Source organism: Nitrobacter sp. TKz-YC01, from assembly GCF_047824785.1.
Lineage (GTDB): Bacteria > Pseudomonadota > Alphaproteobacteria > Rhizobiales > Xanthobacteraceae > Nitrobacter.
In genome coordinates this window covers 3,237,079-3,260,050 of record NZ_CP181167.1, presented here as the reverse complement: position 1 = coordinate 3,260,050, position 22,972 = coordinate 3,237,079, and the positions used below count along the sequence as shown (strand labels likewise).

At 65.0% G+C, this 22,972-nt stretch carries 22 protein-coding genes; 10 read left to right on the top strand and 12 right to left on the bottom strand.

What is annotated here, in order from left to right:
• Positions 1–19: 19 nt before the first annotated feature.
• Positions 20–2,872, bottom strand: coding sequence for a bifunctional transaldolase/phosoglucose isomerase (locus ACMYR2_RS15550; RefSeq protein WP_416193260.1), 2,853 nt, complete (start codon positions 2,870–2,872; stop codon positions 20–22).
• Between the two features lie 286 nt (positions 2,873–3,158).
• Between ACMYR2_RS15550 and ACMYR2_RS15545 the strand changes: the two genes are divergently transcribed.
• The 4 genes from ACMYR2_RS15545 (at position 3,159) to ACMYR2_RS15530 (ending at position 4,609) form a co-directional block, all read left to right on the top strand.
• Positions 3,159–3,416, top strand: coding sequence for a DUF6894 family protein (locus ACMYR2_RS15545; RefSeq protein ID WP_011315843.1), 258 nt, complete (start codon positions 3,159–3,161; stop codon positions 3,414–3,416).
• Between the two features lie 47 nt (positions 3,417–3,463).
• Positions 3,464–3,940 carry a glutathione peroxidase gene (locus ACMYR2_RS15540; protein ID WP_347262833.1) on the top strand — a complete coding sequence of 159 codons (477 nt, stop codon included), beginning with the start codon at positions 3,464–3,466 and terminating at the stop codon, positions 3,938–3,940.
• Entirely contained in the window at positions 3,937–4,194 is a 258-nt protein-coding gene (locus ACMYR2_RS15535) for a DUF3297 family protein (RefSeq protein WP_347262832.1), read from the top strand. Before ACMYR2_RS15540 ends, ACMYR2_RS15535 begins: the two co-directional genes overlap by 4 nt.
• A gap of 61 nt (positions 4,195–4,255) precedes the next feature.
• Complete coding sequence (locus ACMYR2_RS15530) at positions 4,256–4,609, top strand: DMT family protein (RefSeq protein ID WP_347262831.1); 354 nt, start codon at positions 4,256–4,258, stop codon at positions 4,607–4,609.
• A 122-nt stretch (positions 4,610–4,731) separates the two neighbouring features.
• Here ACMYR2_RS15530 and ACMYR2_RS15525 read toward each other — a convergent pair whose 3' ends face one another.
• Positions 4,732–5,637 (bottom strand): metallophosphoesterase, encoded by a 906-nt coding sequence (locus ACMYR2_RS15525; protein ID WP_347262830.1) that lies wholly within the window; start codon positions 5,635–5,637, stop codon positions 4,732–4,734.
• A gap of 244 nt (positions 5,638–5,881) precedes the next feature.
• Between ACMYR2_RS15525 and ACMYR2_RS15520 the strand changes: the two genes are divergently transcribed.
• The gene (locus tag ACMYR2_RS15520; RefSeq protein ID WP_347262829.1) at positions 5,882–6,370 is read left to right on the top strand and encodes an NUDIX domain-containing protein; all 489 of its coding nucleotides are present in this window, start codon (positions 5,882–5,884) and stop codon (positions 6,368–6,370) included.
• Positions 6,371–6,449: 79 nt separating this feature from the next.
• Positions 6,450–6,977, top strand: coding sequence for an N-acetyltransferase (locus tag ACMYR2_RS15515; RefSeq protein ID WP_347262828.1), 528 nt, complete (start codon positions 6,450–6,452; stop codon positions 6,975–6,977).
• Between the two features lie 83 nt (positions 6,978–7,060).
• Here the strand turns inward: ACMYR2_RS15515 and ACMYR2_RS15510 are convergent, their stop codons facing one another.
• The 6 genes from ACMYR2_RS15510 to ACMYR2_RS15485 form a co-directional block, all read right to left on the bottom strand.
• Positions 7,061–9,454, bottom strand: coding sequence for a TonB-dependent receptor domain-containing protein (locus tag ACMYR2_RS15510; RefSeq protein ID WP_416193259.1), 2,394 nt, complete (start codon positions 9,452–9,454; stop codon positions 7,061–7,063).
• A 122-nt stretch (positions 9,455–9,576) separates the two neighbouring features.
• Positions 9,577–10,011, bottom strand: a complete 435-nt coding sequence (locus ACMYR2_RS15505; protein WP_416193258.1) for a DUF2946 family protein — start codon at positions 10,009–10,011, stop codon at positions 9,577–9,579.
• A 168-nt stretch (positions 10,012–10,179) separates the two neighbouring features.
• Positions 10,180–12,243: a hypothetical protein gene (locus tag ACMYR2_RS15500; protein WP_416193257.1), complete on the bottom strand. Its 2,064-nt coding sequence runs from the start codon at positions 12,241–12,243 to the stop codon at positions 10,180–10,182.
• 236 nt (positions 12,244–12,479) lie between these two features.
• The gene (locus tag ACMYR2_RS15495) at positions 12,480–15,290 is read right to left on the bottom strand and encodes a DUF4159 domain-containing protein (RefSeq protein WP_347262770.1); all 2,811 of its coding nucleotides are present in this window, start codon (positions 15,288–15,290) and stop codon (positions 12,480–12,482) included.
• Positions 15,290–16,240, bottom strand: a complete 951-nt coding sequence (locus tag ACMYR2_RS15490; protein ID WP_416193256.1) for a DUF58 domain-containing protein — start codon at positions 16,238–16,240, stop codon at positions 15,290–15,292. Before ACMYR2_RS15490 ends, ACMYR2_RS15495 begins: the two co-directional genes overlap by 1 nt.
• On the bottom strand, positions 16,240–17,253 hold the full coding sequence (locus tag ACMYR2_RS15485) for an AAA family ATPase (RefSeq protein WP_416193255.1): 1,014 nt from the start codon (positions 17,251–17,253) through the stop codon (positions 16,240–16,242). Before ACMYR2_RS15485 ends, ACMYR2_RS15490 begins: the two co-directional genes overlap by 1 nt.
• A gap of 247 nt (positions 17,254–17,500) precedes the next feature.
• On the opposite strand from ACMYR2_RS15485, the gene ACMYR2_RS15480 reads away from it, so the two are divergent.
• The 4 genes from ACMYR2_RS15480 to ACMYR2_RS15465 are packed head-to-tail and all read left to right on the top strand — an operon-like array spanning position 17,501 to position 20,290.
• The gene (locus ACMYR2_RS15480) at positions 17,501–18,106 is read left to right on the top strand and encodes a DUF1285 domain-containing protein (RefSeq protein ID WP_347262729.1); all 606 of its coding nucleotides are present in this window, start codon (positions 17,501–17,503) and stop codon (positions 18,104–18,106) included.
• Positions 18,107–18,114: 8 nt separating this feature from the next.
• Positions 18,115–18,777: a CoA pyrophosphatase gene (locus ACMYR2_RS15475; RefSeq protein ID WP_347262771.1), complete on the top strand. Its 663-nt coding sequence runs from the start codon at positions 18,115–18,117 to the stop codon at positions 18,775–18,777.
• Complete coding sequence (locus tag ACMYR2_RS15470; protein WP_347262730.1) at positions 18,774–19,037, top strand: DUF6111 family protein; 264 nt, start codon at positions 18,774–18,776, stop codon at positions 19,035–19,037. The genes ACMYR2_RS15475 and ACMYR2_RS15470 overlap by 4 nt, the downstream gene beginning before the upstream one ends.
• Positions 19,034–20,290: a CCA tRNA nucleotidyltransferase gene (locus ACMYR2_RS15465; protein WP_347262731.1), complete on the top strand. Its 1,257-nt coding sequence runs from the start codon at positions 19,034–19,036 to the stop codon at positions 20,288–20,290. The genes ACMYR2_RS15470 and ACMYR2_RS15465 overlap by 4 nt, the downstream gene beginning before the upstream one ends.
• Before the next feature lie 19 nt (positions 20,291–20,309).
• On the opposite strand, the gene hemF is transcribed toward ACMYR2_RS15465, so the two are convergent.
• The 4 genes from hemF to ACMYR2_RS15445 form a co-directional block, all read right to left on the bottom strand.
• Positions 20,310–21,212, bottom strand: a complete 903-nt coding sequence (gene hemF / locus ACMYR2_RS15460; RefSeq protein ID WP_347262732.1) for an oxygen-dependent coproporphyrinogen oxidase — start codon at positions 21,210–21,212, stop codon at positions 20,310–20,312.
• Positions 21,213–21,265: 53 nt separating this feature from the next.
• Positions 21,266–21,637: a 6-carboxytetrahydropterin synthase gene (locus ACMYR2_RS15455; RefSeq protein WP_347262733.1), complete on the bottom strand. Its 372-nt coding sequence runs from the start codon at positions 21,635–21,637 to the stop codon at positions 21,266–21,268.
• A gap of 82 nt (positions 21,638–21,719) precedes the next feature.
• Positions 21,720–22,352 (bottom strand): 7-carboxy-7-deazaguanine synthase, encoded by a 633-nt coding sequence (queE, locus tag ACMYR2_RS15450; RefSeq protein WP_347262734.1) that lies wholly within the window; start codon positions 22,350–22,352, stop codon positions 21,720–21,722.
• A complete protein-coding gene (locus tag ACMYR2_RS15445; RefSeq protein WP_347262735.1) occupies positions 22,349–22,819 on the bottom strand; it encodes a tRNA (cytidine(34)-2'-O)-methyltransferase in 471 nt (156 codons plus the stop codon). Before ACMYR2_RS15445 ends, queE begins: the two co-directional genes overlap by 4 nt.
• Positions 22,820–22,972 lie beyond the last annotated feature (153 nt).

The following is a 22,972-nucleotide window of genomic DNA, read 5'->3' as shown; positions in this document are numbered from 1 at the left end:
ACGGCGAGGGCAGGGTGCGTCACGTCAAAGCCCGGCTGATGGCCTCGTCGAGCCGCGACAAGCCTGATTTCAGATTTCCCTTGAGATGAACGCGAAGCGCTCGTCGTCCCCGCCGCGTGAGCACATCGAAATCGCCGCGCGCCTGCGCCGCCTTGATGATGCTGAAGCTCATTTTCCGGCCGGGGATCTTCAAATCCCGCGGATCGTCCGCGGTGATCTGAAGGAAGACGCCGCTGTCCGGACCGCCCTTGTAGGCTTGCCCGGTCGAATGCAGGAAGCGCGGGCCGAACTCGGCGCAGGTGGCGACTTTCTTCCGGTCGCGAACGGCGAGGCGCATCCGTTGCAGTTCGCCGATGTGGTCGTCATTGCGCGCGACATAGGCCAGGAGGGCGACATAATCGCCGGCCTCCGCGCGCGAAAGATGCGCCTTGAGCCACGAGGACAGCTCGCCGTCGGCGCCTTTCTCGCGTAGAGCGCGCGCATTGTCGGCGTCGGTGTAAATATCGAAGCCGTCGGCGGAGATCGCCGGCTCTTCGTCCGGAAGCCTGCCTGTCTTTTCGAAGGCCGACGTCAGTTCGCGAGTCCTGATCTTGGCCGCTTCGACATCAGGCTGATCGAACGGATTGATGCCGAGGACCGCACCGGCGACCGCGGCCGCGATCTCGAACCGGAAGAACTCCTGACCGATCTGATCGATCGAATTCATTACGATGCGAACCACCGGGTGTCCGGCGTTCTCGAGCGCGCGCAACTTTTCATCATGGGTGGCATCCTCCTCATCCGCCGTGCGGATATCGATGAAGAAGCGGTCATCGCCGTAGAGGCTGGCATCGCCGAGCGGTTCGCCGTCGATCGGAATCAGGCCCTTGCCCTCCTTGCCGGTCGATTCGGCGATCAGCTGCTCGGTCCATGCGCCGAAATCGGCGATTTTCGGAGACGCCAGGATGGTGACCTTGTCGCGGCCTTCGCGTCCGGCAAGACCCATCGCCAGTCCGAGCTGGACGCCGGGGTTGTCATGCGGCGGAACCTGAGCGCCACAGGATCGCACCATGACGAGTGCGCTCTCAAGCAATCCCGTCACATCGATTCCGGCCGTCGCCGCCGGGACGAGGCCGAAGGGAGACAGGATCGAATAGCGGCCGCCGATCTCGGGATCGCCGTGGAAGGTGCGCGCATAGCCGAGCCTGGCCGCCTCAGCGTCAAGCGAGGAGCCCGGATCGGTGATCGCGATGAAGCGATGGCCGGCCTTGTCAGCGCCGATCGCCTTGGCCACCCGCGCGTGAAAATAGTCCTTCAGCGCGTTCGGCTCCGTCGTTCCGCCGGATTTGCTGGATACGATGAAGACGGTCCTCGCGATGTCGATCGCGGCTTCAAGCGAACGAATCTCGGCCGGATCGGTCGAGTCCAGCACATGGAGCTTCGGGAAACCCGCCGCCTTCGGAAAAGTCTTCGCCAGCACCTCCGGACCGAGGCTTGATCCGCCCATTCCGAGCACGACGGCGTCGGTGAACTTCTGCTTCTTCACGCGCCGCGCATAGTCCGCGTAGTCGGCCGCCCGATCAAATTCGGCGGCGGGACTCGTTAGCCAGCCCAGCCATTTGTCCTCGTCCGCGTCGGTCCAGACCGATTTATCCTTTTGCCATAGCTTGCGGACGGTGCCGGCGGCTCGCCAGTCATCCGCCTTTGTTTCGACGGATTTCACGATCGATGGATCGAGCGACAAGGTCTGCCGGTCGACCGCGGAGCCGAGTATCTTTTCCCGCTTCCGGGCGACGGCGCCGAGCAACTTGTCGGCCGCGTCCTCGAACAGCCTCACGCCTTCCGTCACGAGGTCGCGGGTGATCGCGTCGAGCGAAATTCCAGCGTCCGCGAGCGCTGCGAGCACCTGCCGCGCGTCATCGAGGTTTTCTTCCAGGCTGTCCCGCAGTTCGCCGTGATCGCGAAAACCGTCAAGGGTCGCCGGCGGCACGGTATTGACCGTATCCGGGCCGATCAATTCCTCGATGTAGAGAACGTCGCGGTAGTCCTTGTTCTTGGTCCCGGTCGAAGCCCATAGCAGCCGCTGGGGTCTGGCGCCTTCGGCCTCGCGCTTTTGCCATTCCTCGCCTGCGAACAGTTGCTTGTACTCCTGATAGGCGAGCCTGGCATTGGCGATCGCGACCTTGCCCTTGAGCGACGCAAGGCGCGCTTTCTCCGCGGGATCGTTGGCCTGCGCGATCTTTTCGTCGAGCTGCTTGTCGGCGGCGCTGTCGATCCGGCTGACGAAGAAGCTGGCGACGCTTGCGACATGCGCGGGATCGCCGCCATTTCGGACATAGTCCTGAAGTCCGGCGAGATAGGCCTCGGCCACCTCGACGTAGACCTTCTGCGAGAACAGCAGCGTGATGTTGATGCTGATTCCTTCCGCGATCAGTTGCCGGATCGCGGGCAGGCCATTCGGCGTCGCCGGCACCTTGACCATCAGGTTTTTGCGATTGACCGACTTCCACAACCTCCTGGCCTCGGCGATTGTCCCCTCGGTGTCGTTCGCCAGATACGGCGAGACCTCCAGGCTGACGAAACCATCTGCGCCGTTGAGCCGATCGTAGACCGGCCGCAACACGTCCGCGGCGTGCTGGATGTCCTCTATCGCGAGTTGTTCGTAGAGATCGGCGACCGACCGGTCGCCATTCTTCATCAGGCGGACGATGGCATCGTCATATTCGTCCGAACTCCCGATCGCCTTCTCGAAAATCGAGGGATTGGAGGTGACCCCGCGCAATCCATCGGTGTCGATAAGCTGCTTTAAATCGCCGTTGATGATGAAACCGCGTGCAAGGAAATCGAGCCAGATGGCCTGGCCGTGGTTCTGGAGTTCTCTGACAGGATTCATGACGTTCTTCTCGGTTCGAGGACGCGCCGTTTGGAGAAATTCCATACCTGCGGCAAGCCACGCTGTGTCAACATGACGAAGAAAAGATGGCCTGATCAAGAGCAGGCCCCGTTGCTAACGTTTGAGGTGGAATATTGATCCGTTAAAGGAACGATCGCAGATTGAAGCAGGACGGACGCAATTTTGCGACAAATAAAGCCTATTGCAGGGCGGGCCTGTCGTTCGATAAAGAACTTGTGAGAGCGGCTGGCTGGAAAGTCCGAACTAGGCCGTTATGGGTTCGTTCATGCCCCGATATTTCTTCAATACCCGCATCGGAAACGACCTGATACTCGATCCGGAGGGCGAGGAGTTGCGCGATCCCGATCATGCCTGGCGTGCCGCCCGAAAAACGATTCGCGAAATCCTCAAGTCTGACGGCGAACAGCGGGCGATTCTCAATGCGGTGCTGGAAGTTACCGACGCTACCGGCGAGATCGTGCTCGAATTTCCGTTCACCGAGGCGATCCTCAATCCCGTCGCCCGGTCTTCCACGCGGCATTGACCGGCACGGGACGGTCGCCTGCCTCAGCCTGATCGAAAGGTCGCCGAATGGCCAGCGTTTTTGATTTCTCCGCGAACACGCTGGACGGCGGGTCTTGCGAATTGAAGCGGTTCGAAGGTCGCGTCCTTCTGATCGTGAACACCGCGAGCGCCTGCGGGTTCACGCCGCAGTACAAGGATCTGGAAGAGTTGTACCGCACGATGAGTCCGCGCGGATTTTTCGTGCTGGGCTTCCCCTGCAATCAGTTCGGCAAGCAGGAGCCGGGCTCTTCCGCCGACATTCAAAAGTTCTGCGCCAGCAAGTATGACGTGACCTTTCCGATGTTCGAAAAGATCAATGTCAATGGCGCGGATGCGCATCCGTTGTTCAGGCACCTGAAGAGCGAGAAGCCGGGTTTGCTTGGCGAGTCGATCAAGTGGAATTTCACCAAGTTTCTCGTCGACCGGCAGGGCAGGGTGGTTGCCCGCCATGCTCCGACCACCAATCCCAAGAAACTAACGGAAGAAATCGAGGCCCTGCTTTGAGCGACCCGACCGCGAAGGACCATCTGCCCGACCGCTTGTCCACCGATCCGCGCAGCGCGTATTACAACGCCGAGCTTCTGTCGCGCGATATCGGCATCCGTTTCAAGGGTGTCGAGAAGAGCAACGTCGAGGAGTACTGCGTCAGCGAAGGCTGGATACGTGTCGCCGCCGGCAATGCCAGGGATCGCCACGGCAATCCGCTGACGATCAAGCTCAGCGGCACGGTCGAACCCTATTTCCGGACCGGGGATTAAGCCGCGGACAAAATACGGGCGGTCGACGCCTTCCTTCGGTCACTCCCGAAAGCCGAAAACCATGCCCATCGCGATTCCGTCGTGGCTCCTGCCGATCCTGATGCTGTTCTGCTCGAATGTTTTCATGACTTTCGCCTGGTACGGGCATCTGAAATTCAAGGAGAGCCCGCTTCCCCTGATCGTGCTGGTCAGTTGGGGAATAGCGTTCTTCGAATACTGGCTCGCGGTGCCGGCCAATCGCTGGGGCAGCGCGGTCTATTCGGCGGCCGAGCTCAAAACCATTCAGGAAGTGATCACGCTTGTGGTTTTTGCCGGCTTCTCGGTGCTGTATCTGAAACAGCCGCTGGGCTGGAATCACGGTCTGGGCTTTGCGTTCGTTGCCCTCGGCGCGTTTTTCATTTTCCACAAATGGTGATCGCCGTATTGTCGTGCGACTATAGCGTTTTCGAGCGAAGTGGAATCCGGTTCGCGTGAAGAAAACGCGTCAAATCGATATCATGGAGCTTCGCTTCTGATTCAATCAGAAGCGATAATGCTCTAGATAAGCTGTGTCCGCTGCAATTCGGTGATCTCCCTGCGCTCGATCGCTGCCTGGTCGGCGAAGCCGCGCACCCGCTGCTCGCAGCGCCAGCCGTTCCCGTCCGGCGTGATCGAGAACAGGTTGTAGGCGGCGGGCGGATAATGCCGATGCGGCATCGCGGATGCCGACGGCACGCCGATGGCGGGAATGCGGCCGTGCGGTCCGTCGAACCACATGGTCGAATGGATATGATCATGGCCGTGCAGGATCAGGTTCACGCTGCGACGCTTCAGAAGATCCAGCAGCGCATCGGCATCCGTCAGCCGTTTGTGCGAGTCTTTCGAGGACAGCGGATGATGGATCAGCAGCACGCGAAAGTTCGGATCGCTCTCAAGCTGTGAGAGCCCGCGATCCAGCGCATCGAGCTGTTTGGGGCCCAGCCGGCCGGTCGCCATGAATGGGCGCGTCGGTACCGACGAAGACGCCCCGATCAGCGTCAGCGGCCCTCTGCGCCGCAGGAACGGAAATGAAAGCGGCGTCCCTTCGCGGACGTTATCGCCGCGCATATAGTCTTCCCATTCGGAGATCTGTTTTTGCGTCGGGCGAACATAGGCATCGTGATTGCCGGGCACGAGGGTGACGTCGTGGGGAGCGCCGACCTCGCCTAGCCATGCGCGCGCCTGCGTGAACTCGTCGGGAAGGGCGAGATTGGTGAGATCGCCCGTCACCGCGATGTGGCCGGGCGATTGCGCCTTGATATCGGCGACCAGGGCGTCCAGCACATCGCGCCGATGGATGGCGTGCCGGCCGCGCTTCCAGTTCAGATAGCCGATCGCGCGCTTGCCTGCGAGCTGATGCAGCCGCAGCGGAGGCAGCGGTCCAAGATGCGGATCGGACAGATGCGCGAGCGTGAGCGCAGTCATCAGACGCCGCCGGTCAGAGCGCAGGGGAAAAACACCGTCGTACCGGCGACGACGGCGATCCGGTGCGTTGCCCGCCGCGGTGGCGAGCCGCTTTCCCTGCCATGAAATTCTCTGCCATGAAGCTGCTTCACTTTTACCTCGTATCCGGGAATATTCTGAGGTTTTGGCAAGAGCGCCGCCATGATGCAAGCGATGATGCGAAAGCAGGCGCTCGCTTCGCGCGGTGCCGGGGGCTTACGACATCATGAATTTTTACCGTCTGCGGCGCTTTGAAGAGTCCGCGCGGCGCCGGCTGTTTCACCTGTATTTTCGGTTCGCCCGCGGCATGACGCTGGGCGTGCGCGGCGTGGTGCTCGACGCCGACAACAGGGTTTTTCTGGTCAAGCATGGCTACGTGGCGGGCTGGCATTTGCCCGGAGGCGGCGTCGAGGTCGGCGAGGCGTCGCGTACGGCGCTGGAGCGCGAGCTCATGGAGGAAGGGCGAATCGAAATCCGCGGCGAACCGGTGTTGCACGGCATTTTCTTCAACAGTCATGTTTCGCGGCGCGATCACGTCACCGTCTATGTCGTCCGGGACTTCCGGCAGGATCGCAAGCCCGAACCGAACCGGGAGATCATCGATTGCGGGTTTTTCGCCGCTGATGCCCTGCCGGCCGGCACCACGGCCGGCACAAGGCGGCGGATCGCGGAAGTTCTGCATCACGAAGCGCCGGTGTCCACCTGGCGCAGCTGACCGGGACCGCCCGCAGTCGGCGGCCGCGATCAGTGCAGGCGATGGACCGCGCCCCTGGCAGATGCTATCCGCCTTCCTCATGTCGGATCTGTCCCTTACCCTCCTGACCGAAACCGCCGGTGACGCGCAGGCCATCGAGCGTCTGCACGAACGCACCTTCGGTCCCGGCCGTTTCGTGCTCAGCGCTTACCGCCTGCGCGAGCATGTCGATCATTTGCTTGACCTGTCCCTGACCGCGCACATCGGCACGCTGCTGGTGGGCTCGGTCCGGTTGCTGCCGGTTTGCATCGGCGACACGCCGGCGCTGCTCCTCGGCCCGCTGACGGTCGAGCCGCCGTTCCGGGGTCGGGGAATCGGGCACGCGCTGCTCGAGCGCGCGCTCGAAGGCGCGAAAGCGAAAGGACACCGCCTCGTCGTGCTTGTCGGCGATGAATCCTATTACGGCCGCGCCGGTTTCAGGATGATTCCGAAAGGACAGGCCGACATGCCGGGGCCGGTGGATCGGGCGCGGCTGTTGGTGTGTGAGCTGGCCCCCGGCGCGTTCGAGGGCGTGTCCGGCATGATCCGGCCGGACTGGAGCTTCGCGCGGGAGGCTGCGGGAAGTTGAGACCGACGCTCTCTGCTGTCGGCAATCCGTCGTTTGTTGTTGCCGTCATGGCCGGAATAAATCCGGCCATGATCAGGATGGACTCAATATTTCACGTTCGCGAATAGCCGCACGTTCAGCCCCGGCAGCAATACCTGGTCCTTGTTGTAGGCGGCGGCGTTGCGAATCTGTTCGTTCAGCAGGTTGTCGCCGACCAGACCGACGGTCACCGCCTGTCCGCCCAGCCAGTGGTTTCCGGGCAGCATGGTCGTATAGCTGATCTCGGCTCGCAGCCGGTTGTAGCCGGGGGTGGGCGTCTCCACGTCGCTCACGTTGTTCTGCGCGAAGGCATGGAGCAGGTTGATGCGGGCGAGCCAGTTGGCGTCGCGGTAGAAGAAACCTCCGCCCAGGCGCTGCGGCGTAATCCGCGGCACGTTGGTGCCGTCCGTGAAGGTCGCGCGAACGATGTCGTACTGTCCCTCGATGCCGAACATGCCGTTCCACAACGGAATCGCGTAGTACTGAAACTGTACTTCGCCGCCGCGGAACGTGGCGTCTCGCTGGCTGTAAACCGCCTGATTGAGGTGGTGGCCGTGGCCGTGCGCGTCGTCATGGCCGTGGTCGTCGTGATCATCGTGGTCGTCATGATCGTCGTGATCGTGATGATCGTGGGTGTGGCACGAGGCGAAGTCGTCGTCGCAGAAAGCGCCGGTCAGGCGCCGGTAGATGAAGTTGTTGAAACGTGTGTAGTACCCCGTCGCCTCGAAGCGGAGCGGGCCCTTGGCGCGCCGCAGACCCACTTCGACCGATTGGGCGGTCTCGATCTTCAGATTTGGATTGCCGATGTCGAAAGTGGTGGTGGCATGATGGATGCCGCGGGAGAACAGCTCCGCCGCCTTGGGCGCGCGCTGGACAAACTGGCCGGTGACGCTGGCGACAAGGTCGCCCGGCAGGTCCTGTAGCAGGCCGACGCTGGCGCTGACCGGTGTGAAGGAGAGATCGCGCGCGATCGGCAGCTGCGCCGATCCGTCCGGCATGAAACTGGCCGGGAAGTCCGGCATCGTTCCGTTCAGCCACACATGCTCCACGCGACCGGCGATCTGCGCGCGCGTCGTGGGCGCGAGCTGTAACTCGTTGAAGATGTAGGTTCCGATCCGGGAGTTCGAGTTCGGCGCAAACAGTCCGTTGTAGAGCGACCCCGCGTTCTCGGGACTGGTCGCTGTGAGATCCTGATGCCCGCCCTGAATGCCGATCGCGGTGGTGACGGGGATGGCCCCGAGCATGTAAGGCGCAAGCTGGACCTCGAGCCGGCCTTCCTGCGAGCGGTCGGTGAAGGTCTGATGGATGCCGTCGCTGGACGGATCGTGGGCGTCTTCCAGTCCGCGTTCGTGGTGCCTGTAGTCCACGGCGCCGAGCCAGATGCGGACGGCATCGATCAGCGCGGAATCGGGGCGGTATTCTCCCTTGACGGTGACGCGGTTCTGGCGGCCGTCGATACGCTCCTTGAAGTCGGCGCCGTGATCGCCGGGGATATGGTAGAGGACGTTGTTGTGAGCGATCGAGGCGCCGATGAAGCCGCCATCGAACAGGTACGACGCTCCGACCGATGCGCCCATGCTGCGATTCGAGGTATTGGCCTGATAGCGGCCGCCGGGAATCGCGTAATCATCGGCGCGGCGGCCATAAGCATCGGCGTGAACCGCCACGTTGTCGGCGCCGGCGTCGATCAGCACGGCTCCTTCGATGCCGTTGTTGACGGACGAAAGCCCCGACCGGGTTTCTGCATTCAGGCAGCCATTGGCGGTGGCCGGTGGCTTGACCCCGAAACCGTAAGCCTGCCACGGCGTCGGGCCGCACGGCATTTGCTCCGGTATGCGATTGTTGCTGGCGCTGACCACGCCGCCGATGGCCGTCGAACCGTAGCGCAGCGCCGCCGGGCCGCGGATCACCTCGACCTGATTGGTCGAAAGCGGATCGATCGGCACGAAATGATCCTCGCCGAGATCGGAGGCGCCATTGCTGCCAATGCCGTTCTCGATGATGCCGACGCGATTGACGTCAAGGCCGCGAATGATGGGTCGGCTCGATGCGCCCGGCGCATAGGAGGAGCCGGTGATGCCGGGCTTGTCGTTGAGAAGGTCGCCCAGCGTCGCGGCTCCGTTGCGGCGAATCTCGTCATTCGGAACCACGGTCACGGTCGCGAACTGATCGGTCACGATGGGGAGCGTGCCCCGAAGATCGGTGGAAGCCGGCTGCGGCGCGCTGGTTATCTCGGGCTGCTGGGGCGCGGAAGGTCTCGTCGTGCCGTGGCGGGCGGAGCGCGCTGGTGTCGTTGGGGCCGGCCGTGCGTGGCGTACGATCGGACTGGGCGCGTTGACCACGATTCCGGGCAGGGCCGTCTGGGCGGAAACGTCATCGGGGATTCCCATGGCAAGGGCTGGAAGCGACATCGCGCCGAGGCGCGCCATCGCAAGAAAACGATTGGAATAAAAGGGCATCTGACTGGTCCTGACACGGCCGACGCTCCGCTCGCAGCGGTCGGGGCCGTCGAAGTCGATAACAACTTGCGAAATTCGTCGGCAAAGGCCTGCGCGGCGCGACGGCCTTTGCCGGATCGACGTCAGGACGACGGAGGGGCGCGCGGCTGAAAGACCACGCGCCGCGAGTTGAGGTGATTGAATTCAGTTTCGGTGGTCAGATGGGGGACTTGGTACGCTTCCGGGAGCGGCAGAACCGGAGGTCCGGCGAACAGCACCGTCCGCGCGAGGGCGATGACGGCGCAAACGGCGCAGTGATCGCTGTCCTGGTCCTGATCTGACGCCGGTTCGGCCGGCCGCGTGGCCGAGGCATTTGCGGGATCACCGAGGGATGCGTCTCGGGTCGCGAGGGTGTTGTCGGTCGCGGTCCCGGCGGCGTCGCTGGCCTGCATCGCGACGGCGGGCGCCGCGAGCGCCACCGCGCCGTGATGATGGCCGAACGACAGCACAAACTGGATCGCGAGCGCGAACAGCGCGAGCCGCGATCCATGTTTGATATTCGACCGGAACCACTTCATTGCATCTGCCCCATGCCCTCGCGGGATCGTTCCGCAGCGGCTCGGATGTTATAATATAACGCCTGGGTTCCGGCCGGATGTCAACGGCGACCTGCCGCGGCAGCTCAGGATGTGGCCGCCAGTTCGGGACTGTGGATTTTGTGCAACGGATCGCGCGGCCGGATCGGTTCAGCGTCCTTCCCGAAGCCAGGTCGCGGCAAAGGCGCCGAGCAGCAGCAACAGGCCGATCAGTCCGGCGAACACCGGCAGCACGCCGACGCCGCGCACGACGCTGGCGTCACGCATCCGCACGCCCAGCCAGCTCTCGCCGCGAAACACGCTGGAGGCATGCACCGGGACGATGCGCGGAACGTCGATGGCCGAGCCGTCCGCGATGCGCCGGGCGTCACCGCCGCTGGCCCGCGCGATCGGCCGGAGCCCCTCCACGGTTGAGGTGACCTCGGAAAATTCCTTCGGATTGGCGGGACCGACATTGATCAGGGCTTTCAGGGTGCCATCGGTTGCCTGCCACAATCCGAGTTCGTCCGCCGCCAATGCCGCCTTCCACAAACCGGCCTCCGAGGCTTCCAGAGTGAGTTCGCGGGTCTTGCCGGAGGGCGAGGTGACGGTGACCGGCGTGACGGTGTCGGCCATGGTCTGGCGCTGCACGAGGAGGTACTTGCCTTGTACGGCGAGCCGCAGCGTTTCTTCCTCAAGTTCGGGCTGCTTCATCAGCCAGTGCGACATCCGCCGCAGCAGGTCGAGATGCGGGCCGCCGCCCTCAAAACCCCTGGCCCACAGCCAGATGTGATCCGACAGTAGCAGCGCCACCCGGCCTTCGTCATACCGCGACAGCAACAGCAACGGCTGGCCGTCGGCGCCGGTCATGACCGGCGGCACCGACACGTTGCGGGTGTCGACTTCGCGGAAGAAACGACTCCAGCGCGGCGGATCGCTCGCGGAGCCTTCGAGCCCCCGCGTGACGGGATGGCGCTTGCCGGCTTCGCTGAGCCGGGCATGGAACGGCTTTTCAGTGACGCCGACCGGCTCGGCCGGCAGCACGGCGTCCAGCGGCGTCCGCCAGATGCTGGTGGTCGAGGCGTAGTCCGGGCCGGCCGAAACCAGCACCGCGCCGCCCGCGCGCACGTAACGCGCGATGTTGTCGAAATAGGCGGTCGGCAACACGCCCTGGCGCGCGTAGCGGTCGAAGATGATGAGCTGAAATTCGTTGATCTTCTCCTGAAACAGTTCGCGCGTCGGGAAAGCGATCAGCGACAGTTCGTGGATGGGCGTGCCGTCCTGCTTTTCGGGCGGCCGCAGGATCGTGAAGTGAACCAGATCGACGCTGGGGTCCGACTTCAGGAGGTTGCGCCATGTGCGCTCGCCCGAATGCGGCTCGCCCGATACCAGCAGCACTCGCAGCTTGTCGCGGACTCCGTCGATCGGCACCACGGCGCGGTTGTTGACCGGCGTCAGTTCGTTCGCGAGCGGCGAGGCTTCGATCTCGACGATGTTCTGCCCGGCATGCTTGATGCCGACATCGACCTTCACGGTTTCCCCGCTCAGAACGCTACGCTCGCTGATGACCTCGCCGTCGCGGCGCACGGTCACCTTGGCGGATTCGCCGCTGACGCCCTGGTCGTCGAGCCGGTAGGTGACGGTCTGGCTCTGGCCAACAATGCCGAAACGCGGCGCGGCTGTTATCGCGACCCGGCGGTCGCGTTCGTCGGCGTGGCCGGTGATCAGGGCATGGACCGGCGCCTTGAATCCCAGGGTGTCGACATTGTCCGGAATGTCGTGAACGCGCCCGTCGGTGATCAGGAAGGCCCCGGCGACGCGGTCGGTGGGCACATCGGACAGGGCCGAGGAAAGCGCGGAGAACAATCTGGTGCCGTCGGTCTCGCCGTCCGCCTGGCCTGCATCGACAACGCGGACTTCAAGTCCCTTGACCTGCTTGAGGCGGTCGACCAGCGCGTCGCGCGCCTTCGCCGCCTGATCGGCGCGGTCGCCGAAATTCTGGCTCGGGCTTTTGTCGACGATGACGGCGGCCACCGAGGACAGCGGTTCGCGCTCCTCCCGGGTGAATGACGGATTGGCGAGCGCGAGAAGGATCAGCGCCAGCGCCGCCACCCGCACCGCCGCGCCGCGCGCGCGGCCAACCAGAAGCAGCGCCGTGATCACGATGATCGCGGCGAGTGCGATCCACAGCACGATCGCGGGAACCAGCGGGGCGAAGGCGATGCCGTAAGTCATGTGGTGGACCCTCCGGCGGAAGCCTGCTCCCTCTCCCAGCCAATTCGGGCTTGCCCGAGTTGGCCAATTTTAGTGTCAAAGTCGGATAGATTCGACTTTGATCGGGAGAGGGTTGGGGTGAGGGCGTACGGACTCTCGAAAGTAACGCGCCCTCTTACCCGCGCCTGCGGCGCGACCTCTCTCCAGCGGGGAGAGGTGAGGAGGCGCCTCGTAACATGCGGCAAGCAGACCATATGCTACTGCCCCAGCCGTTCGATCAGCGCGGGCGCGTGGACCTGATCGGCCTTGTAGTTGCCGGTGAGCGTATACATCACGATGTTGACCCCGGCGCGGAACGCGAATTCGCGCTGGCGCGGCGCGCCCGGCGAGAGTGGCAGCATCGGCTGGCCGTCGGCACGCATGGCCCAGGCGCCGGCGAGATCGTTCGAGGTGATGATGATCGGCGAGACGCCGTCGCCGCCGCGCGCCGGCCGTGAGGCGGCTTCGTCATCCTCGCTGCGCGGCAGGGCCTCGACCCAGGTCTGGCCGGCGGTGAAGCGGCCCGGAAAGCCGTGCAGAAGATAGAACGTCTTGGCCAGCACATGCTCGTGCGGCACCGGCTCAAGCTCGGGGATGTCGAGCGACGCCAGGATGATGCGCAGTTGTTGCATTCCGGGTGTTCGGGATTCGCCGTCCGTCCCCGGCAGCGCATCGATCGCGTCGCGGGTGTCGAACAGAATGGTGCCGCCCTGCTTCATGTAGGCGTCGATCCTGTCGAGCGCCTTTTGCGGCGGCTTCGGCGCGCCCGGCACCATCGGCCAGTAGATCAGCGGGAAGAACGCCAGTTCGTCGCGCGCCGGATCGACGCCGACCGGATCGCCGGCTTCAAGCGCAGTGCGCTGCGCCAAAAACAATGTCAGTCCGCTCATTCCCGCCTTGACGATGGCATCGACGCCGGCGTCGCCGGTCACGACATAGGCGAGCCGGGTCTGCGCCACGGCCTTCATCGCGAAGGTATCGTTTGCGCCGTCGGCGCGGGACGGCGAGGGCGTTATCGCGATCGCCGTCAATGCGAGCGCGACAGCCAGCGCTGCTTGGGCCGCGCGGCGGCGCAGCAGCATGGCCAGGCCGCCGCCGAGCAGCGCCACGATGACGGCGTCGGCCAGAAACAGCGTAAGCGCCGACGACAGCAGGATGCCGCGCAGATCATGCGGTTCGGCGTTGGTGAAGCTCGCCCGCCGCGCGGTCAGGTTCGAGGTGTCGAGCGGCACGATCCGGTCGGTGGCCGCCAGCGTGTTGACGGCGATCGGCCCGTCGGCCGGGCCGTAGAAACCAGGTGGATGCTCGATGGTGCCACGGCCGCGATCATCAGCCGGCAAGGGTTTGACGGTGGCGGGTGGCGGCGTGAAAACGCCGAAACCGTCGAGCGTCCGCAGCGGCGCGGCGGTTTCCGCCCTGCTGTCGGTGTCGATCCTGCCGGTGTTCGCCGTGTAGCCGGAGGCATCGACGATCCGACGTAGCATCTCGACGAAAGTGCCGGACATCGGCAGATCGGACCAGCGCATGTCGGCGCTGATGTGAAATAGCGCCAGCAGGCCCTTGCCGCGGCGTTCGCCGGTCACGAGCGGCGTGCCGTCGACCAGCGACGCCCAGCTCTTCGCGGCCAGCGTAGCATCCGGCTCGGCGAGCACCTGCCGGCTGACGGTCACGTCATTCGGCACCGGCAAGCCGGCGAACGGTCCGTCCTCGGCCAGGGCGGCGAGATGTTGCGGCTTCTCCCAGGTCAGGCTGCCGCCGAGGCTGCGGCCGCCGCGCCGCAATTTGACCGGGACCAGGCCGTCATCCGCCTGCGCCAGGCGCGGTCCCGCGAACCGCACCAGCACGCCGCCATGGTCGATCCAGCCGTCGATCCGTTGGCGCAGTTCCGGTGACAGCGCCCCGACGTCGGCCATGACGATCATCGGCAGCTTCTGATCCAGAAACTGGGTGACGGCCTGCTGGGGGGCTGCCTTGTCGCCGAGCCGGACATCGGCGAACGGCGCCAGCGCGCGGCTCAAATAGAAGGTCGGCGCGAGCAGCGGCTGCGCCCTGTCAGTGCTCGATCCGCTGACCACGCCGATGGCGCGCCTTCGCCAGCGCTTGTCGAGCAATTGCACCGCGCCCGCCGATCGTTCGCCTGCGATCTCCAGCCGCGCGATATCGTTGCGCAGTTCCAGCGGCAGGTCGAACGCGGCTTCGGTTTCGCGATCCTGAAGCGCGAACGCATATTGCGCCTCGCCGATCGGTGCGCCTTTCTGGTCGAGCGCGCGGACCATCCCGGCATCCATGCCGTTCGCGGCGGCGCGCAGCACCTTCACGGTCATCCGGGCCGCCGCATTCTCCGCCGCGGTCAGCGCGCGGGCGGGCGGCGCGCCGCCTTCGACGATGGTCAGCGAACGGTCGCCGATCGCCTTGCGAAGTCCGTCGACGAATTCAGCCCCGCGCCCGCTGTCGATGCCGTCGGACAGCCAGGCGATATCGCTGTCGCCCGTCGCCTTCAGGAATCGTTCGAGCGCCGGCAGCGTCTCGACCCGTTCGACGGCGAAGGGTTTTGGCGCGAGCTGGCGCAGCGCCACGCGCGCGGTGCCGGCCGGCATCATCGTGATGTCGCGCGCCGGCTCCGACAAAGGCACGATGGCGACGCCGCGCCGGTCGCCATCGGCCCCGGTGATCAGTTCATCCGCCGCCTTGATCCGGGTCTCCCAGCTCGATGCCGCGCTCCAGCCGTCGTCGAGCAGGATCGTCAGCGGAGCGGTGCTGCGCGCCGCGCCGGCTTTCGGATTCCAGATCGGACCAGCGGCCGCGAGAATCACCAGCGCCGCCGCCGCAAGCCGCAAGGCCGTCAGCCACCACGGGGTGCGCGAAGGCGTTTCTTCCTTCGGCGCGATATCGAACAGCAGCCGTGTCGGCGGAAAATCGATGCGGCGCGGGCGCGGCGGCATCACGCGAAGCAGCCACCATAGCAGCGGCAGGCTGAGCAGGCCGAGCAGCATCAGCGGTTGCAGGAATGACAGCGGAAGGGCCGGCATCATGCGGTGCGCTCCGCTCTCTCCGCTCTCGCCGAGGTGCCGCCGCTTCCCCGGCCCGCCATCATGCCGCTGTGGAGAAACAACAGCAGGTCGGCGGCGGACCGGTCGGTGGTGTGGGTCGAGAACAGCCAGCCGAGTGTCTTGGTTTCAGAGCGAATCTGGTCGCGATGCAGCGCGACGCGCCTGACGTAGTCGCCGGCCCATCGCTCGGCGCGGCCGGCGGTGATGACCCGGCCGTCCTCGGGTTCGACGAATTCGACGCGTCCCGAATAGGGGAATGTCTCCTCGGCGGGGTCGACGACCTGTAAGAGCGCGCCATGCGCGCCGGAAGCCGACAGCCCAGTAAGCATGGTCCGGATATCGGCGACCGGCGACCAGAAGTCCGACAGCACCACGATCTCCGACCGGGCCGATGGCACGAACGAGGGCGGCAGACTGGCGCGGGCGTGATCGTCATGAAGCATCGCCTGGGCGATCCTGTCGATGACGTTGCGGCTCGCGGTCGGATTGATCAGTCCGGGAACGCCGACGCGTTCACCGCCGGCCACCAGCAATTCCGCCAGTGCGAACGTCACGATCAAGGCGCGCTCGAGCTTGCTGTCACGCGCATCCCGGGAGGCGAAGGCCATCGACGCCGAGCGATCGGGCCATATCCAGACGGTGTGCGCGGCCTCCCATTCGTGCTCGCGGACGTAGAGATGATCGTCGCGCGCGGAGCGGCGCCAGTCGACGTTCTGCGACGGCTCTCCGGACACGAAACGCCGGTACTGCCAGAAGCTTTCGCCGGGGCCGGGCCGGCGGCGGCCATGCAGGCCATGAATGACATTGGCGGCGATGCGGCGGGCTTCCAGCACCAGACGCGGCAGCGACGCCGCCAGCGTGCGGCTTTCACCATCGGCACGTCTGACGGCTTCGATTTCCTGCCTGACATGCCCGGCGGCTGCGACCATCAACCGATCCGCGATTTAAGTTGTCTGATGACGTCGGAAATGGAGCGGCCTTCGGCGCGGGCCGGGAACGTCAGCGCCATGCGATGCTTGAGCACGGGCTCGGCGAGGTCGAGAACGTCGTCGATCGACGGCGCAAGGCGTCCGTCAAGCAGCGCGCGGGCGCGCACGGCCAGCATCAGCGACTGGCTGGCGCGCGGCCCTGGTCCCCACGCGATCAGTTTTCCGGTTTCGCCGCTCTCCGGGCCCGGACGCGCCGACCTCACCAGCGAAAGAATGGCTTCGACCACGCTGTCGCCGACCGGCAGCCGCCGCACCAGCCGCTGCGCGGCAACAACGGCGTCGGCGTTCATCGCGACTTTCGCGAGGGTCTCCCCGGCGCCGGTGGTCTCGAACAGGATGCGGCGTTCCGCGTCACGATCCGGATAGTCGACATCGATTTCCATCAGGAAGCGGTCGAGCTGCGCTTCCGGCAGCGGATAGGTGCCTTCCTGCTCCAGCGGATTTTGCGTCGCCAGCACATGAAAGGGCTTCGGCAGATCGTGGCGCGCGCCGGCGACGGTGATGTGCTGCTCCTGCATCGCCTGCAGGAGCGCGGATTGCGTGCGCGGGCTGGCGCGGTTGATTTCATCCGCCATCAAAAGCTGTGCGAAGACCGGTCCGGGAATGAAGCGGAAGGATCGCTTGCCGATGCCGCTTTCGTCCAGCACCTCGGCGCCGAGGATGTCCGACGGCATCAGGTCCGGCGTGAACTGGACGCGCTTGGCGTCGAGTCCGAGCGTGACGCCGAGCGTTTCGACGAGCTTGGTCTTGGCGAGGCCGGGAACGCCGATCAGGAGCGCGTGTCCCCCGGAAAGGATGGTGACCAGCGTGTTTTCGACAACCCTGTCCTGACCGAAGATGACGGTGGAAATCGCGTCCCGCGCCGCGCGGACTTGCCCCGCGACCTGCTCCGCGGAGCGGACGATCACGTCCTCCAGTTTCTCAACGCCTTTGTCAGGGTCTGCGGCGGTCATCCGTCACTCCTTGCGCGTGGCCGCGCCATCCGCGCCGCCACGCCATGAACTGTTAAACATACGCGATCGCTGTGTATTCCTCGAATTAAACTATCCCCATATGATCGCCTGCGATCATCGGGGAGTTCGGACTCCGGGCGGGAGTCACAAATCGGGACCCGGCGCGCCGGTTCCGGCATCCGGCCTGCGCCCATTGGTGTTGCGCCTGTTTTGTGCCAGAACAGGCGGAGCAACCTCAGGGTAAACCATGGCGAAGCAAGGGCAGCCGGAGAGCCGGACACTCGACGCGCTGATAACGGCCGCCGGTGACGCCGCCGGACCGCCTGGCAAGGGCCTGCCGCCGGTGCATCTGTGGAATCCGCCGTTCTGCGGCGACCTGGACATGCGAATCGCCGGCGACGGAACGTGGTTCTACATGAAAACGCCGATCGGCCGTCCCGCCCTGGTGCGGCTGTTCTCCACGATCCTGAAGCGTGAAGGCGATAGCCACTTTCTGGTGACGCCGGTGGAGAAGGTCGGCATCAGCGTCGATGACGCGCCGTTTCTGGCCGTCGAGATGGTCGAGGATCGGGGTGCAGGCGGCCGCCTGCTGCATTTCCGCACCAACGTCGGCGACTGGGTGCCATGCGACTTTGAGCATCGGCTGCGCTTCGAGCCCTCGGAGGGCGGTGGATTGAAGCCCTATCTGCACGTTCGGGCCGGCCTCTGGGCCAAGGTGACGCGGGCGCTGTATTACGATCTTGTTGACATGGGCGCGCAACGGATGGTCGATAACAGAATGATGTTCGGCATCGAATCGGGAGGCGAGTTCTTTGCGATGGCGGATGCCGGGCAGGTGAGGGACGCAGGTTGAACGTGCCCATGGTGAGGACAGGCGCCGCCACCACTGTCGGCGCCGGGGAATTTTTCGACCGCGCGCGGGAGCGGCTGCGTTTCGACATTCCGCCGGGGCTCACGGACGCCGGCATCGTTCCCTTGACCGGTGACCACGACAACGATGCCGTGCTCCGGACGATCGCTCTGGAAAAGCCGATCCGGCCCGCGGCGGTGCTGATTGCGGTGATCGCGCGCGAACAGCCGACGGTGCTGCTGACGCAGCGGGCGGCGCATCTCAAGGAGCACGCCGGTCAGATCGCGTTTCCAGGCGGCAAGATCGACGCCACCGACGCCTCGCCGATCGACGCGGCGCTGCGGGAAGCGTGGGAGGAAGTCGGGCTGACCCGCGACTTCGTGGAGCCGATCGGGTATCTTGATCTTTACGGGACGAGTTTCGGCTTCCGTATCCTGCCGACAGTGGCGCGGGTGAGGCCGGGATTTGATCTTCGCATCAATACGAACGAAGTGGACGACGCATTCGAGGTGCCGCTGTCGTTTCTGATGAATCCTCTCAATCACAAACTCGGCCGGAAGCAATTCCGCGGCAGGACGCGCTCGTTCTACGAGATGCCGTTCGCCGAGCGAAATATCTGGGGCGCAACTGCCGGGATCCTGCGCGTACTGTATGAGCGAGTCTATCTGAAATGATGCGTCCAATTCTAATGGAGCTCGGAATCTTCCTGATTCCGTTCGCCGTTTACGCGGCATATCTCATCGCCAACCGTGTGGACTTCATGATCGCCGCCTCATGGCCGGCGCATATTGTCCGGAGGCTCTCACTGGTGGCGCTGGTGCTGGTCGTCGTCAGTTTCATTCTGCTGGCGAATTTCTCCGGCGCGCCGCCGGATTCGACCTATGTTCCGGCGCATCTCGAGGACGGGAAGCTAGTGCCCGGAGTCGAGAGGTGAACGTGGCCCGCTCGCTATGCGATGCGGGCTGGCTGAAATCAGGTCCGGCGGTGCGCGTTCTGACGCTGCTCAGCGGAAACGGCGAGGAGGCGCGGGTCGTCGGCGGCGCCGTTCGCAACGCCTTGATGGGCCTGCCCGTCGTTGAGATCGATATCGCCACCACCGCGCCGCCCGAGGAAGTGATGCGCCGCGCGGCCGCGGCCCGCATCAAGAGCATTCCGACCGGGGTCGAGCATGGCACCGTCACGCTGGTCGTCGAGGGCAAGCCGGTCGAGGTCACGACGCTGCGCGAGGATGTTGAAACCTTCGGCCGCAAGGCCAGGGTCGCATTCGGCCGGGACTGGGCGCGCGATGCCGAGCGCCGCGATTTCACCATCAACGGTCTGTCAGTCGATGGCGACGGCACGGTGTACGATCACGTCGGCGGACTCGACGACATCGCGGCCAGGCGGGTGCGCTTCATCGGCGATCCGGACAGGCGTATCGCGGAGGACTACCTGCGCATCCTGCGCTTTTTCCGGATCCACGCCGCCTATGGCGCGGGCGAACCGGATCGGGACGGCTACCTCGCCTGCATTCGCGGACGCGCCGGACTTGCCACGCTGTCGGCCGAACGCGTGCGGGCCGAGATACTGAAACTGCTTCTCGCCGAGGGCGCCGTGGAGGCGGCGGTGGCGATGGAGGATGGCGGCCTGCTGCTGGCCGTTTTCGGCGGGGTGGCCTATCGCGGGCCGCTCGCGGCGATGATGGCGGCGGAGCACGCGCTCGAACTTGCGCCGGATCCGGTCCGCCGGCTCGCGGCGCTTGCGGTGTCGGTGACCGAGGATGCGCGCCGGCTCGCGCAGCGGTTGCGGCTCTCCAATGCCGAGGCGAAACAACTTGACTCGATGGGACACCGCTGGTGGCGGCTCGGCAGCATGGACGAGGCGACCGCCCGCCGGCGGCTTTATCGTCTTGGCGCGACGCGGTTTCGTGACCGGCTGATGCAGGCCTGGTCAAAGGCGGGGCTCGGTGCCGATCCGGCGCCGTGGCTAAACGTCGCAACCCTGCCGCGGCGCTGGCAGCCGCCTGCCTTCCCTTTGAAGGCCGAGGATTTCATCGTTCGCGGAATCGCGGAAGGCCCCGCGCTCGGACACGTTCTGACGATCGCGGAAGACGCCTGGCTCGCGGAGGATTTTCCGCTCGATTCCGCGCGGCTTTCGGCGATCGCCGATCAGACCGTCGCGCGGTTCACGCGCGACCACCGGCTGTGAGTGCTGCCGGAATTCTCCGTCATGGCCATTTCACCTCCGGAGGCATCGAGGAGAGGATCGACTCCACGTTGCCGCCGGTCTTCAGCCCGAAGATGGTGCCGCGGTCGTAGAGAAGATTGAACTCGGCGTAGCGTCCGCGCCGGACCAATTGCTCCTCGCGATCGGCCGCCGTCCACGGCGTGCTGAAGTTGCTGCGCACAAGCTCGGGGTAGACCCTGAGCAGCGCCCGTCCGACGTCCTGCGTGAAGGCGAGATCGGCATCCCAGTCGCCGCTGTCGTGCCAGTCATAGAAGATGCCGCCGATGCCGCGCGCTTCCTTGCGGTGCGGCAGGTGGAAATACTCGTCGCACCAGGTCTTGTATTTGTCGTACGGCGCGATCGTTGCGTGAGCGTCGCAGGCGGCCTTCATCGCCGCGTGGAACGCGACGCTGTCGGGATCGTCCTGCGTGCGCCGCCGCATCAGCACCGGCGTCAGGTCGCCGCCGCCGCCGAACCACGCCTTCGTGGTCACCACGAAGCGCGTGTTCATGTGAACCGCGGGAATATGCGGGTTGCGCATGTGGGCGATCAGCGAGATGCCCGACGCCCAGAAATTCGGATCATCCGCCGCTCCCGGAATCTGCGCGCGAAACTCCGGCGCGAATTCGCCATGCACGGTCGAGCAGTGCACGCCGACCTTCTCGAACAGCCGCCCGTGCATCATCGACATGACGCCGCCGCCTCCGGGCTTGCCGGTATGGTCGGTGCGCTCCCACGGCGTGCGGACGAAACGTCCCGCGCCGCCGGGATAGAGCGAGGCGGGAGCGTCGTCTTCCAGCTTCTCGAAAGCCGAGCAGATATCGTCGCGCAGTTGCTCGAACCAGGATCGCGCGCGGGCCTTGCGATCCTCCAGCGTGCGATCCTCCAACCGGGTTGCCTCCATCGAGGGCTCCTTCACGGGATGAAACCGATTCATTCTTTATGGCGGAACATGCTTTACGACAGAACATGCGGGCCGAAATAGGCGCAGCTTTCGCCGCAGCTGTCACGATGCACGCTGACGCGGGTGACGGCTCCCGCGTGCTGGACATGATCCCAGATGAAGCGCGCCAGATTCTCCAGCGTCGGCGGGCCAAGTCCTTCGACATCGTTGAGGAGCTTATGGTCGAGCTTGTTCCGGACCTCGCCCATGCCCCGTTCAAGCAGGCCGAGATCGAGCACCATGCCGCTCGCGGGATCTGGCGTGCCGCGCAGGCTCACCTCGGCCCGGAACGAATGGCCGTGAATCTCCATGCTCGCGGCTCCCAATGTCGTTCCCGGCAGCGCGTGCGCGGCCTCGAAGCGGAACGATTTCGTCAACTCCCACATTCTGAAGTCCGCCTCCATAGGGACGCGCGGGTGGAGCCCGCGTCCGCGCATGACGTCTTTACGCGTTGCCGCTCTCCCATTTCTACCTGATCCCCAGCGTCTTGTGTGTTTGCAGGCTGAGCCGCCACCGCGGATGCCGCAGGCAATAGTCGATGGCGCGTGCGGTGTTTTCGGCCGCGTCCGGCCCGTCCATCGGCTGCAACGAAAACCGGTCGAAGGCGAGATTGACAAAATCCTCCGGCCGGACATCCGCCTGCGGATAGACCAGCTTGAGTTCGTGACCCCGCGTGACGCGCAGATCGGCGCCGGCCTTTGGGCTGACGCACAGCCAGTCGATGCCGTCGGGCGGCGCAAGGGTGCCGTTGGTCTCGATTCCGATTTCGAAGCCGCGGGCGTGCAGCGCGTCGACGAGCGCCTTGTCAACCTGCAACAGCGGCTCGCCGCCGGTCAACACCGCGTAGCGATGGGCGGCCGGCCCCGCCCATTGCCCGGCGACGGCGTCGGCCAGCGCATCGGCGCTGGCGTAGCGTCCGCCCAGCGTGCCGTCGGTGCCCACGAAATCCGTGTCGCAGAACCGGCAGACGGCTGAAGCGCGATCTTCTTCGCGGCCGCTCCAAAGATTGCAGCCCGAGAAGCGGCAGAATACCGCGGCGCGGCCCGCATGGGCGCCTTCGCCCTGCAGCGTCAGAAAAATTTCCTTGACCGCGTAACTCACGGGATCCTTTCCGTCAGGGCCGGTTCTGTCTGCCGCAGAGCCTCGCCCACGGCCATGGCGGCCGCCATGGCGACGTTCAGCGAACGTAATGCGGGCCTCAAGGGTATCACCAGACGTACATCCGCGGCTGCCGCCACCGCGTCCGGGACCCCGGCGCTTTCGCGGCCGAACAACAGAATATCGGTAGCCGCATAGCGATGGTCCAGATAGGGCAGGGCGCCGCTGGTCGTGAACAGGACCAGCCGTCCGCCGTCGCCGTCGCGCCATTGCTCGAATTTCAGCCAGGAATCGTGGCGCACGATGGTGACCTGGTCGAGATAGTCCATGCCCGCCCGGCGGAAATGCCGGTCCGAGACCGGAAATCCGGCGGGCTCGATGATGTGGGCTTCAACGCCGAGGCATGCGCACAGACGCAGAATTGTGCCGGTGTTCTGCGGAATATCCGGTTGAAAAAGTGCGATCCGCATTGCTTCGATGACTGTCCTGAGATGACTTCGCGGCTGCCGCATTTTGTGCGCTGCACGAATGAGACCGATAGCGCACTTGCGCTGATCCGGCGAGGGTGCCAATAAAACGGCCGCTTGCAAGATGCATCCCTGGAATGGTTACACCTCATAGCA

Excerpts from the sequence above, each read along its gene's own strand:
- ACMYR2_RS15520 (WP_347262829.1), top strand. The coding sequence starts at position 5,882 with ATGAATTTTTACCGTCTGCGGCGCTTTGAAGAGTCCGCGCGGCGCCGG.
- ACMYR2_RS15500 (WP_416193257.1), bottom strand. The coding sequence starts at position 12,243 with ATGACTTACGGCATCGCCTTCGCCCCGCTGGTTCCCGCGATCGTGCTG.
- ACMYR2_RS15470 (WP_347262730.1), top strand. The coding sequence starts at position 18,774 with ATGATGCGTCCAATTCTAATGGAGCTCGGAATCTTCCTGATTCCGTTC.
- ACMYR2_RS15550 (WP_416193260.1), bottom strand. The coding sequence starts at position 2,872 with ATGAATCCTGTCAGAGAACTCCAGAACCACGGCCAGGCCATCTGGCTC.
- ACMYR2_RS15530 (WP_347262831.1), top strand. The coding sequence starts at position 4,256 with ATGCCCATCGCGATTCCGTCGTGGCTCCTGCCGATCCTGATGCTGTTC.
- ACMYR2_RS15510 (WP_416193259.1), bottom strand. The coding sequence starts at position 9,454 with ATGCCCTTTTATTCCAATCGTTTTCTTGCGATGGCGCGCCTCGGCGCG.
- ACMYR2_RS15525 (WP_347262830.1), bottom strand. The coding sequence starts at position 5,637 with ATGACTGCGCTCACGCTCGCGCATCTGTCCGATCCGCATCTTGGACCG.
- ACMYR2_RS15455 (WP_347262733.1), bottom strand. The coding sequence starts at position 21,637 with ATGTGGGAGTTGACGAAATCGTTCCGCTTCGAGGCCGCGCACGCGCTG.
- ACMYR2_RS15495 (WP_347262770.1), bottom strand. The coding sequence starts at position 15,290 with ATGCCGGCCCTTCCGCTGTCATTCCTGCAACCGCTGATGCTGCTCGGC.
- ACMYR2_RS15545 (WP_011315843.1), top strand. The coding sequence starts at position 3,159 with ATGCCCCGATATTTCTTCAATACCCGCATCGGAAACGACCTGATACTC.
- ACMYR2_RS15540 (WP_347262833.1), top strand. The coding sequence starts at position 3,464 with ATGGCCAGCGTTTTTGATTTCTCCGCGAACACGCTGGACGGCGGGTCT.
- ACMYR2_RS15485 (WP_416193255.1), bottom strand. The coding sequence starts at position 17,253 with ATGACCGCCGCAGACCCTGACAAAGGCGTTGAGAAACTGGAGGACGTG.
- hemF (WP_347262732.1), bottom strand. The coding sequence starts at position 21,212 with ATGGAGGCAACCCGGTTGGAGGATCGCACGCTGGAGGATCGCAAGGCC.
- ACMYR2_RS15515 (WP_347262828.1), top strand. The coding sequence starts at position 6,450 with ATGTCGGATCTGTCCCTTACCCTCCTGACCGAAACCGCCGGTGACGCG.
- ACMYR2_RS15505 (WP_416193258.1), bottom strand. The coding sequence starts at position 10,011 with ATGAAGTGGTTCCGGTCGAATATCAAACATGGATCGCGGCTCGCGCTG.
- ACMYR2_RS15475 (WP_347262771.1), top strand. The coding sequence starts at position 18,115 with ATGGTGAGGACAGGCGCCGCCACCACTGTCGGCGCCGGGGAATTTTTC.
- ACMYR2_RS15480 (WP_347262729.1), top strand. The coding sequence starts at position 17,501 with ATGGCGAAGCAAGGGCAGCCGGAGAGCCGGACACTCGACGCGCTGATA.
- ACMYR2_RS15445 (WP_347262735.1), bottom strand. The coding sequence starts at position 22,819 with ATGCGGATCGCACTTTTTCAACCGGATATTCCGCAGAACACCGGCACA.
- ACMYR2_RS15490 (WP_416193256.1), bottom strand. The coding sequence starts at position 16,240 with ATGGTCGCAGCCGCCGGGCATGTCAGGCAGGAAATCGAAGCCGTCAGA.